Below are 15773 nucleotides of genomic sequence, written 5' to 3'. Positions count from 1 at the left end.
CTTGTTGCTTTTGTTCTAATTGTTCTAAATTCTGTATGAATACTTGTTCACGTTGTTCTAGGTCGCTGTGGTTTCGCTCAAATGTTAATTGCTGCTGTGCATATTTTTGCTCGCGCTCAGCAATCGTTGCAACGATATTATCGATCTCTGTTTGTTTTTGATTAAGTTCATTATTTTTTTGCTCTATTGCTGCTTGTTGTTGTTGCAGACTATACTGATACTGATCAAGAGCCGTTTGCTGTTCTACTAAAGCGAGTTGTTGTTGCTCTAACTGGTTTATATTTTGTGCCAACAAAGCTTCTTGCTCTGTGCATGCTTGCTCACGAGCATCAGCATCAGCATCAGAAAAACGCCGACTTAAACTAAGCTCTCTTTCTAACAAAGCTCGTTCATGCTCTTCAGCAGCAGCTTTTTGATGCGCTAGCGTTGTTTCGCGTTCGTTTAAATAACGTTCTCTTGCCAATAATTCAGCTTTATGTTTATCAACCTCTTCATCAAATTCTGCAGACTGAGCAATATCGTTAATATTAGGTGTTTGGGTAATAATATTTTGCTCTTGCTCTAATAATAGGGTTTCTTTGTTTTTATCATCTAATTCATTATTATTATTAGTTTCATCATTTAATGCAGTATTTTCCTCTGCTTTGGTTTCGATTTCGATTTCGATTTCTGTTTTTGATTTGTCATAAAATTCTGCAGAAGTAATTGCAGCTTCTGCAGTTTGCTGTTGCTGTTGACGATATAGGCGATGACGCATTGCCTCATCATGCACTGCTTTAAAAGCGTCATTAGTCGCATCTAACTCAATAGCATTATTGGCCAGTTCTTCAACTTCTAATAGTGCTGCTACATCAGCAGCAGCTACCGCACATGCAAGCATTAATGGCAGCGCTTTTTCATAAAGAGTAATTTCACGTGTATGAACTTCTAATGCACGTCGTAACAATTCTACCGCATCAATATCACGTCCAAGATCATAATAGATATTAGCAAGATCGATTACTTTAGGTATCTGGGGACGAATAGTTGTAGTGGCTTTTTCAAGTTTTGGCACAACATTTTGTACTACATATTGTGTGATAGCTAAGATACCGTCATGATCTTCTTTATCAAACTGAATATTTACATTTCCTTTTTGCATACTCTCGGCACTTAATGTTGCCTCACCATTAATTTCTATAGGTTCTGATCGTCCATCTAATATCAAGGTAAAGTGAGTAGTGCTCCCCGGCGTGAGACCATTTGCACTGCGTAGCGTCATACCTGATACCGACATACTCGCCATAAATGAAATCATTCTACGTTCATCTAGCAGGTATTCCACTCGATGAGTGGCGAGAATCCGCCAAGTACCCCGAGTGCGTAAAGTACGGTCGGATTTCTTAGCTGATGAACTCGTGCTTTGAGTATTAATTTGGCTCACACTCGATACTCCCACGAGGCGTTAAAAAGAAACTTGAGGCTTTTTCCCACACTATGATAGAGTACACCATCTAAAATTTGCTACTTTTTACACACGTTATCTTGCTTTTGTACGATCATGTTCACAAAGCTTGGTTGCTTAACAAGTCTTAGCAATGTTACTGCCTAAAGTTATGAATAATGCATTTGAAGAAAATTGGCAGGATTTAATTAAACATCCCGAAGTGCAAACATTAATTGCCTTGGCTATTGCAGAAGACATTGGCAGCGGCGATGTGACTTCTAATGCGATTTTTAAAAAGGCTCAGTCTAGTACTGCCTACATTATTAATCGTAAAAGTACTGTAGTAGCTGGTCTTACGGTCGCAGAAATTATTTTTCGTTACTTTGACCAAAATATTCAATTTATTAAAAAGATAAAAGATGGCGATTTAGTCGCTGCAAATACGGTTTTATGTGAAATTACTGGTGATATTAAAACAATATTAACCGCCGAACGCTGCGCCTTAAATTTTCTCATGCGTTTATGTGGGGTAGCCAATGCTACTGCAACTGCAGTTGCCGCACTGCCACCTTTTAGCAAAACACGAATTTACGATACTCGTAAAACAACTCCAGGATGGCGACGGTTAGATAAGGCGGCAGTACGTGTTGGCGGTGGTGAAAATCATCGTATGGGTCTTTTTGACGCAGTCTTAATAAAAGATAACCATATATTAGCTGCTGGTTCATTATCATTAGCAGTCAAACAAGCTCGTACCCAAAACAAACCAAATATGATTGTCGAAGTAGAAATTGATCATCTAACCCAGCTTGATGAGGCCATATCTGCACAGCCAGATATTATTTTATTAGATAATTTTTCGCTTTGCGATATGCAAAAGGCAGTTTCGCGAGTTGCCGGTAGAGTAATTCTTGAGGCTTCCGGCGGGATTACCGTTGAGCAAGTCGCCGCTATTGCAAATACTGGTATAGACCGTATCTCAATGGGTTCGCTTACACACTCTGCTCTTCCAATTGATTTAAGCCTTGAGATCAAAAATGAGCTTTCATGACCTACGTGAGCACTATAACGAAGTTGATTCGACTATGGCGGTTGCCCGCCAAAGAGCACAAGAGGGTGCTCCAAGTGGTACTGCCATAATCGCTAATGCGCAAAGCAAAGGACGAGGGCGCTGCGATCGAACGTGGTTCTCTGCACCTAACAAAAATTTATACACCACAGTAATTTTACATCCCACACCACGTCCTGATGGCTGCGCAATTACAACGGCTGGTATTGTAGTTGGGGTTGCGGCATGTTTAGCCGCACAACAACTAGGCGCTAGCCAAGCCATGATAAAATGGCCCAATGATATTATAGTAAACGAAAGTAAACTTTGTGGCATTTTAACCGAATGTGAAGATTTACATAGTGCAACGCCTACTGTACTTGTTGGTTTCGGTTTTAATGTAGCTTCAGCAATTAATTTATCCCTATCAGATGAAATTAAAAATCTTTATATCGGATTACACGATATAACAGGTAAAACAGATGTATCTGTTAATGACGTATTCAGAGTAGTTATTGATTCAGTTGAAAAATGGTATAATGCCTGGTTACACGATGGTATTGCTCCGATTCTTAACACTTGGCAACAATTAGATGCATTGTATGGTTGTGAGATCAAAGCCGAACCAGTGGCAGGCTCGATTATTGCGGGCAAAGCAGATGGTATTTCGAAAAGCGGTGCCCTGCGTGTTATTACTCAATATGGAATAAAAGAAATAATTGCAGGAGATGTGCGACGCGTACATAAATAATGCTGTGGTCTTTTTCGAAAACAACTTTGAGGAATAACCTTAATAAGTCGGATGATTATCAGCTCATTACACGACAACTTCGGTAAGGAGCAGTTTGATGCGTTTTATTTTTATTTTCATGCTTTTTGCCATTCCATTGCCATTACTGGCACAAGTAATGCCGTATTCAGGTGGTATGGCCGAATTACCATTTAAAAGAAAAGATATTTGGGTAGCTCCAGATCGTCTATTTTCTATTGAAATGCCCAGTACTTGGACAGCTATTGCCTATGATAAAAAACATGATGTCACAGTACTTAAACCAACCAACGAAAGTGTTGATGCTAATTTAGTAATTCAACGCTTAGTTGTACCTGCTGGCGCTTCACCACGGCAATTGTTGCTCAATGCAATTGAGCAACGATTAAGCAAGCTACCTTCTTTTCAAAAAATTGCAGATCGTGACGTAATCGTATCCGGTAGTCCTGCAGCAATTGTTTCCGGTAAGTATTATTATCAAGGTAATGCCCAATTTCCTAGAATTATCGAAGAGTTACATATTGTTAAGGGTACTGAGGCTTTTATTTTACATTTTGAATGTTATGCTGAACTAGCTGGGTATTTGGGTCCTGATCTTGAAGGTTTTTATAATAGTTTCACTATACGTCCCAGTAATAACAGAGTAAAAAGTAATCGACACCAGCTATTTCCCCAAGAACTTGATACAGATCAAATTCCATTTTAAGGAAAAGCATTTAACAACATTTTATTGCATCTAACACGACTTTAGGATGGTTATAGTATAAACCTGTACACATTGATAAGCACAAATATTAAATTGAGAGATTTGTTAAGGTGAAAGGCACATGCCGAAGTCCAAGCGTATTGGTGACATTTTAGTTGAAAGAGGTGTCATTGACCATACTACTGCTGAATTAATCGAGGCTGAGCGATTATTAACGCGTTCGCGATTTTTATCAGCAGCGGTAGCTCATGGTCGCATATCTGAGATTGATGCTCTGGCAGCGTTATCAACTCGTGATGGTATACCGGCAATCGATTTATCTCGTGCAATTATATCTACTAGCATCGTTAAACGAGTACCAATAGCAATGGCGCAGCAGCATATACTTTTGCCAGTGCGAATAGATGGTCCATATCTTTTGGTAGCTATGGCCACACCAAAAGATAAAAAAGTAATAGATGAATTAGCCTTCGCTGCCGGTATGCAGGTTTTACCGCATGCCGCTTTATATTCGCGCTTGATTGAACTTATTCCCAAGGTTTATGCAGCCGCTGGTTCCTATTTTCGCGCTCCCTTAGCCCCAGCTGAATTAAACAATCAAGAATACGCTCCGGTTATTACCGGTGATGAAATAGCTGATGAATTAGATGTTGAAGTAGTCATTGATAGCGATATTGAATCTATTGAAGAAGATAGCGAAACTTCTGCAAATGTAACTGCCGCTACAACAAAAGTTAAAAGTAATACTAAAGTTATTCTAGTAGTCGAAGACGAACCTGATATCGCAAAATTAATTAACTCCACACTTAATCCTCTTGGTTGTGAAATCATCAATGCTAGTCGTGGCCTTGAAGCTCTACAGCTAATAAAGGCGCGTCAACCGGCTCTAATAATTCTTGATGCTATGTTGCCTGAAGTGCATGGATTTGAAATTTGCCGCAAGGTTAAAGAAAGTAAACGTTTTGCAAATATCCCCGTGTTGATGATCTCAGCAGTATACCGTGGTTGGCAAATTGCAGATGATATTAAGGCCACTTATAAAGCGGATGCTTTTATGGAAAAGCCTTTTCGGGTGGCTGATTTGCGTCATATAGTTACACAATTACTTGAACGTACGCACATAAATGACTCTGATGAGCAACTTAGTGATACAGCACAACGTTTATTACAAAAAGGTCAAGAGTTCTTGGCTCTTGATGATTACGCCCAAGCTGTCGATCAATTGCAAGAGGCTGAGTCACTTGAGCCGTTTTCTGCTGCGATTCAATTTTTATTGGCTGTTGCTTTAGAAAAATACGATAGAGCGTTTCAAGCGATTTACCATTATGAACGAGCTATTGAATTAAAACCTGATTATTTTTCTGCGGCTCAAAAAGCTGCGCAACTCTACCATGCACGCGGTTTTCGCCAGAAAGCTGTAGAAATGTGGCAACGAGCTATGAGTTCGGCGCCGAATCCCGAAGTGCGCGAGAAGATAAAGTTGCACTTGGTGAGTTTATTATAAGGCGAGGAACTTAATGCCGCAGCAACTCACGCAAGTCTTACTTGAAAATCGTATCATTAGTGTTGAGACTCTCAATGAGGCTTTGCAACGACAAGTAATTTTTGGCGGCAGCATTGATACTAATATTTTTGAAGTTAGCGATACTTCTGAGCACATTTTACTTAAGTATTTAGGCATTGTTACTGGCTTACCAACAATCGATAAACAACAGATAGACCAAATCGCAGAACACATACCACGCCTATTCCCTTTAGTGTTCGCTGAAACCTACCATTTGGTACCATTTCGTTTAGTAGAACAAGAATTATTGGTATTACTTAATGAGGCTCCTGATCAGCAATTATTAGAACGGATCAGTGAACGGTTGCGATTAAAAGCGGTGGCCGTAGTTACGACTGAGGTTCGGTTACATTATGCTATGCACCATGTTTATGGCACGGCCCTGCTACCACGTTTTGCCAACTTGCTTAAACGTCTTGATGGTGATCTACCAACTAGCTTTTCAGAATCTAATGAACACGTTCTTTCGTGGGGATTAACTCAAAGTGTAATTACCCCTACCTCAAAGCTAGGTAACAAACAACGTCAAAGTCTTGATGTTCGTAGTGTACTTAAACGTTTAGATGCCGCCATAGACCGAGATAATATCGTCGAAGCTTTATTAGGTGCAGCTATTTCGGTTTTTGAATTTGCTGGATTATTTGCAATTCATAGCGAACGGATAAATGGCTGGCGAGGAGCAACACCTGCAGACACTCAAAGAGTAGCGCGAATTAGCCTTAGCGTAGAGTTACCATCAGTATTTCAAACTATATATGCAACTGGCGGCCATTATTTAGGACCACTGATACAAAATAGCATAAATACCAAACTACTTGATGATATGGGACGTGAAATACCGCGAGCTGCGCTACTAGCGCCAATTTTTATTGGTGATAAAATGGCAGCAATACTTTACGCCGATAATGGCAAGCGTGTTGTTTCTTCAAGACGAGTAGCCGCAATATTACTGCTTATTCAAAGAACTGGTGTCGCTTTTGAACGGTTGATCAGAAGACAAAAACAAAATCCCGACAACGAGCTAGCCAATATTGCTAGTGAACCTGCTCAACTTGATTTCAATGCCATGACCGTTAGTGCTGAAGGCGAAACTTGGGTGGTTCAAAACATTGTACCACCACAGTCAACAGCTAATTATGATAATTCATCAGCTAATACTAATGAGAGCAAGGTAAATGAGGCAAGCTATCAACCAGTAAATAATTTTACCTCTTCATCATATGCTATTACTAATAACCATGAGTTCCCTGCCAATAGCCCTATACCAACTGCTGTTGCTATCGGCAGGTTGAGTAAAATCAACAAAAAAGCTGTGCCAATCGATGAAACTGTTTTAAATAATGATGAACTTAGTGAGCCGACAATGATAACAAATATCGGTGATACCCTTGCGCCTAGTATCAATGTTCAAAACCAAACTGAGTCAACAATAAACCAAGGCGATTCTACTGATAATAGTTTGGAACCCTGGGGCATTGTAAGCTTGAGTGAAATCGGCAAAGCCGAAGTTAGTATTAATATAAGCGATGAGATTATTATTGATCCTGATATAGCGGTAGAGCTTGATTTAGGAGAATTCAACTCAACTGCTTTGGCAACTCCTGCATCAAAACTTTCCTCTACCTCAACACCGATTCCGATTCCCATACCAAATAAAATAAATGAGCGGCCCGCAACGAAGAAAAAACCGCCGGAACATAGCGATTATCAAATTTTTGCTGACGTCAGTGATAGCCCAAAAGCCGCGCTTGATGATTGGCAAGATGTACTAATCGAGACTGCTGGGCTTGATAGTTCAGCATTTGCAAGCAGCCAACATACTCAAAATACACCACCAAGCGTAACCTGGGATGATGTTATTGCTGAAGCTGAACGCGCCCAAAAACAAATTACTCCCACCGCCGCAGTAGAAGTAGCTGGCAAGGTTATCGACACGCGTGAGTTTCTTTTTGACTCATTAGAAGCTCAAAATCCTGAAATACGACGTGATGCTATCGAAAAATTATTAGCTCTCGGTACTAGCATCGACGATGAATTACATCAACGTTTTCCCGGAAGATTGCTTTGTGATCCTTTATCTGAAAATGATAGTCTGCCACTTTTTCGTGCTTGCAGCGGCTTACTTGAACTTATTGCAGCACGGGGGGCTAGCGCCGCTGCAATAGTATTACCCCATCTTGAAAGTCCAAATGCTCTCCATCGTCTGTTTGCTATTTATTATCTTTATACCGTACAATATCCACCAGCGCTCGCAGCATTAACACGACGACTTTATGATGCTGAACCTAAAAACCGTTATCTTGCTGCTGAAACTTTGCGACTTTATGCACATGACCATGGTTATCCTCCTATTGTGCAAAACTTACGCGAACAATTAAGAGTTCCGGTTATTGAATCGCAAGTTGCTGCCGTACAGATCCTTGGACAATTGCGTGAGCCGACGGCTGTGCCTTCATTGATCCCATTGGTTGTCGCAAAACGTTCAGAACTGGCAATGGCAGCGATTTCAGCATTAGCGGTAATTTGTGGTCGCAATCTCGGCGCTGATGTAGCCAACTGGGCATCATGGTGGCAAAAAAACTATAATCGACCTCGCCCGGTTTGGCTCATCGAAAGTTTACGTGATGCTAATTTGGAAACATTGCATATGGTGCATAACGAATTAGTACTACTTTCGGGAACTAACCCTGAAATAGATTTTGCCGCAAGCGGCAGTCGTGAAAAAGCTATTGCTACTTGGGAAGCTTGGTGGACTCAGCTTGTTCGTAGCAGCGCGATGCAAAATTAAATTATAGGAGCCACTGACACTTGGCAGCGAGATCACCACCACACTTACATATAACTACCTGGTTGTATAATTAACGCTGCTTTCAAGCAAATTGGCATGGTTTCGTGAAGAGAATCATAATATTTTTCTCTGGCGATTGGATTTTTTTTTCTTAAGATGAGACAATAAAAGCCATGACAGAAAATGAATTTTTTAACATTATCGGTGCTAACAAAAAAGATGCCTTAGCGATTTTTTTAAATATACTCAATAGCCAAAAGGCTGACTACTGCGTTATTGGTGGATTAGCGGTTAACTCCTATGCTGAACCGGTTGTAAGTTTAGATCTAGATATTGTTGTATTAGTCGATAAAATTGAGCAAATTCTTATAGAGGCTGCAAACTTTTTTACCATAGAACAGTGTCAACATAGTATTAATTTAAATAGCGATCAGTCAAATGTGCGTATTCAATTACAATCTGACCCCAGATATCAAGATTTTATAAGCCGGGCGCAAACAGCAAAAGTCCTGGGTTACTCAATGCGAGTAGCTGCTTTAGAAGATGTTTTACAAGGCAAACTTTGGGCCTATGGTGATACAACTAGACGGCCAAGCAAGCGTCAAAAAGATCTAGCTGACATCCTGCGTTTAGTTGAAACCCACGCAGATTTGATAGATTTTTTACCAGAAGAGATTCGTAAGAAATTATTGTAACCGCTCTTGCTAAAGCCTTCTTCTTTCAAGCGAGGGTTTTAACCTGCTTAAGCATGAGATAATAAATCAAGTCGTCTGTTACAAGCAGTTAGCCTTAACCAAACATAATAATATGTAATTGACATTGTTGCATTTATTGTTGCATTATATGTTGCATGGCCGATAGAATTTCTGCAGTACTTGCTTTATTGCGACGTCGCGGTCCAAGTCGTTTTGTCGAAATTGCTGCTGAGCTTGGCAATCCCGATCGGGCAACTTTCTCGCGCTGGTTGCGACGTTCAGCGTCGTTGCACTCGGCGTTGCACTCGGCGTCTGGCACCGTGGTATCTTTTGGCGCTAAAGCTACTGGTATTTTCTACGCGGCATCACGTAGCTTAGGTAACTTAGGCTATCGCTGGCCAGTGTACCAGGTTCGTGATGATGGTGTGCCTGAGGAGCTTGCCGAGTTGGTAGCAATCGCTCCGCGTGGCTTTGTTATCATTGCATCACGCCCCCTGCCCAATTGGCTACGTGGAGAGAATGGTCGAGGGATATTCGACGACGTGCCGTTCTTTCTTTACGATGCCCGCCCGCAGGGTTATCTGGGTCGCCTTATTGCGCACAAGCTTGCTAATGATTTTGCGCTACCCGAGCGACTGATCGACTGGCAAGAACAACATGTTATGGCAGCTCTGACACTTGCTGGCGATGACAATCCGGGTGCTGTGCTGGTAGGTACACACGCGTACGAGCGTCACATGCGTCGTCTGCTCACATCGCCGCCATTGCCACTTACGGGCGATTTGGCAAACTCATACGAACAGCTCGCGCGGGCTGCACTTGCTGACGAGGCGCCGGGCTCATCGGCGGCAGGTGAGCAACCGAAGATCACTGCCTTTATTGATGGCGATCCGCCACGACATGTACTCGTAAAATTTTCTCCCGAGCACGATAGCCAGCCCAATAGCCCAGTGGCACAACGATGGGCCGACCTACTTGTGTGTGAGCACCTTGCTCACCAGGTGGTTAGCAAAGCCGGTTTTGCGACCGTTCGTAGTCGCATCATCGACGGTCCGCGACGGCGTTTTCTCGAAATTGAACGTTTCGATCGCGTTGGCGCGCTCGGGCGCCGCGCTGCTATAAGCTTGTTTGCCGTCGATGCAGAGTATTTTGGCTTGCTCGATTCTTGGCCCGAAGCGGGAAGGCGTCTGCAAGCGCGTGGTTGGTTGTCGACTATGGCGGCAAACACACTGTCTTTTTTGTGGCAATTTTCAGCGCTTATTGCCAACACCGATCGGCATTTTGGTAATGTGACATTGCTACCGCAAGGCGCAGATTTCGAGCTTGCACCTATGTATGACGTACTGCCAATGTTGTTTGCGCCGCAGTCCGGTGAGCTTGTCGAGCGTATCTACGAGCTACCACTGGCGACACCAGGGCAATTTGAAGCGTGGCAGCGCGCTTTACCTGTCGCGGCAGCATTCTGGGAGACGGCGGCGATTGATACTCGTATTAGTGCCGCATTTCGTAAACTAGCTGCCTCGTGTGCAGATATAGTGCAGCGTGCAAAGATGCGGTTGCACTAGGGCATAACCTTCAAGTAGTGGGACATATCGATCATTTAGAAATCCGCATCAACTTCTCCTGCTGCTCGCTCAGCTTTGACTTTGAACCGCCCCGTAGCCAACAGTGCTGTCTAGCTGTCTAGCTAACCGTGCCCGGCACTCAATGCCTGGGCCTACCCAATGCCTACCTGCTTACAAACAATATTTTACATCATTGACATAAAAGCATATTTTATATTAATATGTAATTTGATGAGAACAACGGTTGATATTCCCGAGTCATTGCTGCGTCGAGTTAAAGCAACAGCAGCACTTGAGGGTTCAAGCCTTAAAGATTTTTTAATCAACGCTCTTGAGACAAAAATACTTCTCACTAATAATCAGAGTTCATATGGCAGACGAGTTTCATTACCGCTGGTGCCTTCGCGCGAACCTGGTTCGCTAAAACTTACTAACGAGCGGATAAATGCTCAATTAGAAGCAGATGATGTCGATGCATTTACTTGATATTAATGTTTGGTTAGCTTTAGTGTTTGAAGTGCATACGCACCATAAAAACGCTGTAGCTTGGTTTAATACTGCAGAAAAAGATAGTGTTGCTTTCTGTCGTTTAACCCAACAAGGTTTTCTACGTCTAGCCACCAATAATACTATTTTTAGTGATGCGGCGCTTAATTTAACTGATGCTTGGCGTTGCTATGATATGTTACTTGATGATGAGCGAGTGTGTTTTCTTAATGAGCTGCCAGGACTAGAAGATTGTTGGCGCAAGCATACCAAGCAACGATCCAAATCGCATCATGTATGGAATGATGCATATTTAATTGCCTTTGCCGAAACTGCAGATATTGAACTTGTTACGTTTGAAAATGGCTTTTCTTCATACAATAGCAACGATCTGCAATTACGTATTCTTGCTAGTTAAATTTTAAATAGTAAAGTGCCAGAAACCTGCAGTAGGGGAATATATTGCAGGTGGCATTATTATTTATGTTTACGATTACAAAATGCCTTAAGTCTTTGGGCATACTGCGGGTCTTTAAGCATATTTATCAAATTTTTCGCTTCAACGGGTTGTTTATGAATATAACTATTGTGCTCTGAATAGTATAAAGCGATTAGTTGATTATAATCATCGCCAGAATTAATATTATCGGGTAAAACTAATTTGATTTCGTTATCTTTCTTTTCCGGTTGATAAAAAGAAATCTCGCGACTATCTTGTTTGCGCGACCCAATAGCGTCACTGATCCTCTCGTATGTTTCATGGGTAATGGTGTTATTTTCTATTAAATCTCCGAGTGTCCTTTCATGCCATGAATTAGTCCGCGTTAAAGTTTTAACTTTATGATTTAAAGATGCGACAGTGTATTTAGCAGTAGTCGAACTTGTGACGTTTATATCAGTTGTTGACGTACTATATTTGGGAGTGGTTTTTTCAAGGATATGATAATTTGTATAATACCAGTGACTTATTGCCGCATCGATATCAGCACTTGTCATTAATGACTGGCCGCTAGCATTATTTTTTTTCGTATTTGCATATCGCGAAATTGCATATTCAAAAGAAACTAAATCAAAATTTGCAGGAAATTTTAATTTCTCTTTTGCAGTTGTGTAATAAGTTGTTCTACATTTTTGTAATCGCCCACAAATATCTTCAAAATGTTTATAGGCCGTTTCGTCACAATACTTCTTGATTAAGCTCTTGAGCAATTTAGGGGGATTTTTATGGCCATGTTCAACTAAATCTTGCAATTCTTTTTTGGTCAAATGTCTACCTAAAACATTTTTTTGATAGGTAACCGCAGACAATAATTTTTCAACACTGGTTATTACCTTAGAAGTACTGCTATTTTCATTTGCCGATGTTGTATGGGTTGTTTCACTCGTAGTTTTTGCCTTTGATGTGCCCCTTTGCCTGTTTTGCGCTATTAAATAATAATTGCACAGATCATCGAGGGCATCATTTTCGACCAAGTCTATTTTGGTAAGCAGGTCTTTTATCTGGTAAAGAACAACTGCTTCATGGGCCGGCTGAGTTTTTGGTTGTTTCTCTTGATCATTTGGGTTCACTCTGGTTTTTTGCTTAACTTTATTGCCATAAAAATTACGTAAATCTAGATTATATTCATTAGCTAAAGTATAACCCATGGCAGGATCTTTGGTGGTTAATAATATGTCAATACTGTTGCTCAAGTAATCGTCTTTTACAAATGGATTGCTATTATAATCAGCAATCATCTCTCTTAGCAAATCAGCATCAGAATATTTTTTTGTCTCAGGATGTACGACAATATATATATCTTTTATATCATCAAAATTTAGCATATGTGACTCAACAACAGGCATTGAGCCGCTTTGCTTTTGTTTAGTTTTCCCTGTAGCCCTTTTAGTGTTATTTCGATTTGCTGCAATAATTTTATTTAAGGTTTCACTGCCAAGATAATCACAATAAGTATATGCTGCTAACCGCCGGCGCGTATTTTCATTATAATCGCCATCTGTAGTACAAAGTAAACGAATACCATGTCGATCGATAACACCGTCAGTAGATAAAGCCTCAGTATATTTAGCAACACCAGCCTGATCGCCACAACTTTTTGCTTCTTCGATTAGTTTTTTTACACGGTGTTCATATTCGGGTCGCTCTAATAAAAATTCTTTGCTTTTAATCAACACCTCGCGCTTATCAACAATCTTTTTAGTATATAAATCTTCATTGATATCACTATTTGCTTTAACAGCTTTTTGAAAAAGGGCAATCGCCTCATCTAATACCTTGTTTTTTTCTTCGTTTGAAACATTTTTTTTGCGCAAAGTGTAATATTCATCGAGTTTTTGATTGGCCTGATGTTCTAAGATTTCTAGCTCAGTTAAATCTTTATGGCCGATGATGATGTTTTTTTTATTAAAGGTCACATCGATCTTGGTTTTGCTCATCACGCCATTAGCTATACGCCCAGAAATCATACCCACTAAATTAGCGCGCATGAACTGGGCGGCACCATCGAAATTCTTATTTTGTTTATAATAGAGCAGCAATGACATGGTCATATCCAATGTGGTTTCACCTAAAAGCAAAGCAGTTTTTTCAGCACAGGTGCGCACCAATGACTGCGTTAACAAGCGCCCTGTCACTCGTGATTGCATGCGATTAAAAAACATACCGGTATAACCACCTAGAATATTATTTAAAAATGCCATTGGGGTCCGGCTTTGCTGCAAGCCTTGTTCATTGCCCGTAGCAGCATTGTAAATGCACATAACACCCTGTTGCACTGATCTATTTAGAGGCTCCATAGCTAATTGCAACATACGGGCGTTACGAATAGCTTTTTGGGTAGCATTACCGGTTTTACATATTCTATTGGCTTGGGAGATAATTTGTGTTGTAGCAAGTGAAGTAAGCGAGCCCACACCTACGCCAAGTAAAAGACTGGCATAAAAATCACCGCTAACTAGCGTTTTAGAAAATTCGGCAGATAATTCATCGTCAATGGCTTCGAGTTTTAAAGCTTTAACGATAGATCTAATAGAACCCTGAAGGTTAGCTACCTCAGCTATATTTGCAACTATATAGGGATTAGCTTGCTGTATTTTTTGCAAGCGCTTACATTCATTATAGACACAATTTTTGATTGGCAATATAGTTTTGGCGCCAATTTCTGATTGGTAGGTAATGGGCGCGGCATCAACAGTTGCCAGCCAGGGAAAGTAACTAAGTAAAATATTCCAATTTTTATTATCATCTTTTTCTAATAAGGGCACTATGGCCTCTAATGAATCGTAATCATATAATATTTCGTTATCACTTTTAAATTTATTATTTTGAATACACCAAGTAATAGCTGCGGTTAATGAAGGTTTGCCGTTAACTACACCAACACACTCGCCGGAATTATTAGGCATGACCATAAAAGCGCCCATCAGCCAATTTTGCGCGGCTCTTATAGCAAAAATATCTTTGCTGCGAATTGCTTGTTTAAAATGCCGCATGGCAATAGGCACACTTTGCTCGATTTTAGGAAAATCTGGATAGGCATTGGCACACCAATCAAGACCGATATCAATGCCTAGGTAGATGTCTTCACTAATACTTGGTTTATCCTGCTTAATATTTCGCAAAGCGGCAAGGTAAGATTTTTGTATGTTGTCAAGCAAATGTACTCGGGTAACCGCAAGGGGCCAACGACCGGGCTTGAGATCATTATAGGCGTTAAATAGGTTTTGTTTTATGACCGCCTTGTTGATTTCGCCATTTAAAACAGCCCTTTTTACAGTTCTAATTACGCGCATACCATCAAAGTCACCGTCATTATGCAGAGTCATCCATGCTTGGTAGGCGCTGGCCGCATTAGGCAAATCTTCTTGTTGATAGCGCTCTAGACGCTCTTTGAGCCAATAACTAATCGCTTTTTTGGGGTCGGTACGTGCCAGGTCCTTATTAAGCTCTGCAATTTCTTGATTGAGTTGCCATTGTTTTGCGGTTAATTCGTAAATGGGGGTTGACACGGTGGTACCGTCATCATTGACTAGAACCCAATGCGGCTGGTGCGCGGCAATTTGTTCTGCTAAATCGATTTGATTTTTAGGCAGGGGCAATGAACCACCACGATACTTTTGGTCTATTATTAAGGTGCCGTCATCATTAACCGCGTCTATTTGATAAATTATGGCATAGTCACCATTGCTGCTAACTTCTTTTATGCATTGGCCAGCTTCAAGCTTAGCTGGGAGATAGTTATAGACTTTATCAGTATTATTTAATTGACTACCAATTTCTATCAGTTCTAATTCTTTTGCGTCTATTTGCTCGGCAATAATCTTTTGCTCAGCATTAAACTCAACCTCATCAGCCCCAGAAGTTTTAGCGATTTTTTGTAAATTAAAGCCAGCGTTTGCTTTATCTACTGCCGAATTTGCCGAAATTTTAGGTGAGTTGTTGGGCGTGGTTAATGTGCTACTGGTTATTAAAGTAGTTGAGTCGAATTGGTCAGCAATAAATAGGGCTTTGGGTTTTTTGCTGTCTTTAACTTTTGCTTTTGTAACACCACTAGTGTCTGATTGAAGATATTGATAGTTACCATTAGCAACTTGGCCAGTTGTGCCTGCTGTGCCTGCTGTTTGGTTAATGGTTTTTTCGAAGTCAGTTGCCATTGATAAATATTTTAATTTTTAAAAATTTTATCCCCACAATAAGTATAGTCTCTAGCTCGGTTAGGTAATGCTT

Annotated in this window: 11 protein-coding genes; 9 read left to right on the top strand and 2 right to left on the bottom strand. The window is 40.7% G+C overall.

What is annotated here, in order from left to right:
• Positions 1–1423: hypothetical protein (locus JW841_10485; protein ID MBN1961362.1), on the bottom strand; the 1423-nt coding region annotated here is incomplete at its 3' end.
• A gap of 172 nt (positions 1424–1595) precedes the next feature.
• Between JW841_10485 and nadC the strand changes: the two genes are divergently transcribed.
• The 9 genes from nadC (at position 1596) to JW841_10440 (ending at position 11465) form a co-directional block, all read left to right on the top strand.
• Positions 1596–2477 (top strand): carboxylating nicotinate-nucleotide diphosphorylase, encoded by an 882-nt coding sequence (gene nadC / locus JW841_10480; protein MBN1961361.1) that lies wholly within the window; start codon positions 1596–1598, stop codon positions 2475–2477.
• The gene (locus tag JW841_10475; protein MBN1961360.1) at positions 2464–3225 is read left to right on the top strand and encodes a biotin--[acetyl-CoA-carboxylase] ligase; all 762 of its coding nucleotides are present in this window, start codon (positions 2464–2466) and stop codon (positions 3223–3225) included. The genes nadC and JW841_10475 overlap by 14 nt, the downstream gene beginning before the upstream one ends.
• Before the next feature lie 97 nt (positions 3226–3322).
• Entirely contained in the window at positions 3323–3949 is a 627-nt protein-coding gene (locus tag JW841_10470) for a hypothetical protein (protein ID MBN1961359.1), read from the top strand.
• 121 nt (positions 3950–4070) lie between these two features.
• Positions 4071–5453, top strand: coding sequence for a response regulator (locus tag JW841_10465; protein MBN1961358.1), 1383 nt, complete (start codon positions 4071–4073; stop codon positions 5451–5453).
• Positions 5454–5466: 13 nt separating this feature from the next.
• Positions 5467–8301, top strand: a complete 2835-nt coding sequence (locus JW841_10460) for a HEAT repeat domain-containing protein (GenBank protein ID MBN1961357.1) — start codon at positions 5467–5469, stop codon at positions 8299–8301.
• 173 nt (positions 8302–8474) lie between these two features.
• Positions 8475–8996, top strand: a complete 522-nt coding sequence (locus JW841_10455) for a hypothetical protein (protein MBN1961356.1) — start codon at positions 8475–8477, stop codon at positions 8994–8996.
• 155 nt (positions 8997–9151) lie between these two features.
• Positions 9152–10561, top strand: coding sequence for a type II toxin-antitoxin system HipA family toxin YjjJ (gene yjjJ / locus JW841_10450; protein MBN1961355.1), 1410 nt, complete (start codon positions 9152–9154; stop codon positions 10559–10561).
• 231 nt (positions 10562–10792) lie between these two features.
• Positions 10793–11047: a hypothetical protein gene (locus JW841_10445; protein ID MBN1961354.1), complete on the top strand. Its 255-nt coding sequence runs from the start codon at positions 10793–10795 to the stop codon at positions 11045–11047.
• On the top strand, positions 11034–11465 hold the full coding sequence (locus JW841_10440) for a PIN domain-containing protein (protein ID MBN1961353.1): 432 nt from the start codon (positions 11034–11036) through the stop codon (positions 11463–11465). Before JW841_10445 ends, JW841_10440 begins: the two co-directional genes overlap by 14 nt.
• 59 nt (positions 11466–11524) lie before the next feature.
• Here the strand turns inward: JW841_10440 and JW841_10435 are convergent, their stop codons facing one another.
• Positions 11525–15700, bottom strand: a complete 4176-nt coding sequence (locus JW841_10435; protein MBN1961352.1) for a hypothetical protein — start codon at positions 15698–15700, stop codon at positions 11525–11527.
• Between the last annotated feature and the right edge of the window lie 73 nt (positions 15701–15773).

The organism is Deltaproteobacteria bacterium (assembly GCA_016931625.1).
GTDB lineage: Bacteria > Myxococcota > XYA12-FULL-58-9 > XYA12-FULL-58-9 > JAFGEK01 > JAFGEK01.
Note: the sequence above shows the minus strand (reverse complement) of the source record. Positions and strands in the feature narration are given on the sequence as shown.

Excerpts from the sequence above, each read along its gene's own strand:
- nadC (MBN1961361.1), top strand. The coding sequence starts at position 1,596 with ATGAATAATGCATTTGAAGAAAATTGGCAGGATTTAATTAAACATCCC.
- JW841_10475 (MBN1961360.1), top strand. The coding sequence starts at position 2,464 with ATGAGCTTTCATGACCTACGTGAGCACTATAACGAAGTTGATTCGACT.
- JW841_10470 (MBN1961359.1), top strand. The coding sequence starts at position 3,323 with ATGCGTTTTATTTTTATTTTCATGCTTTTTGCCATTCCATTGCCATTA.
- JW841_10465 (MBN1961358.1), top strand. The coding sequence starts at position 4,071 with ATGCCGAAGTCCAAGCGTATTGGTGACATTTTAGTTGAAAGAGGTGTC.
- JW841_10460 (MBN1961357.1), top strand. The coding sequence starts at position 5,467 with ATGCCGCAGCAACTCACGCAAGTCTTACTTGAAAATCGTATCATTAGT.
- JW841_10455 (MBN1961356.1), top strand. The coding sequence starts at position 8,475 with ATGACAGAAAATGAATTTTTTAACATTATCGGTGCTAACAAAAAAGAT.
- yjjJ (MBN1961355.1), top strand. The coding sequence starts at position 9,152 with ATGGCCGATAGAATTTCTGCAGTACTTGCTTTATTGCGACGTCGCGGT.
- JW841_10445 (MBN1961354.1), top strand. The coding sequence starts at position 10,793 with ATGAGAACAACGGTTGATATTCCCGAGTCATTGCTGCGTCGAGTTAAA.
- JW841_10440 (MBN1961353.1), top strand. The coding sequence starts at position 11,034 with ATGCATTTACTTGATATTAATGTTTGGTTAGCTTTAGTGTTTGAAGTG.
- JW841_10435 (MBN1961352.1), bottom strand. The coding sequence starts at position 15,700 with ATGGCAACTGACTTCGAAAAAACCATTAACCAAACAGCAGGCACAGCA.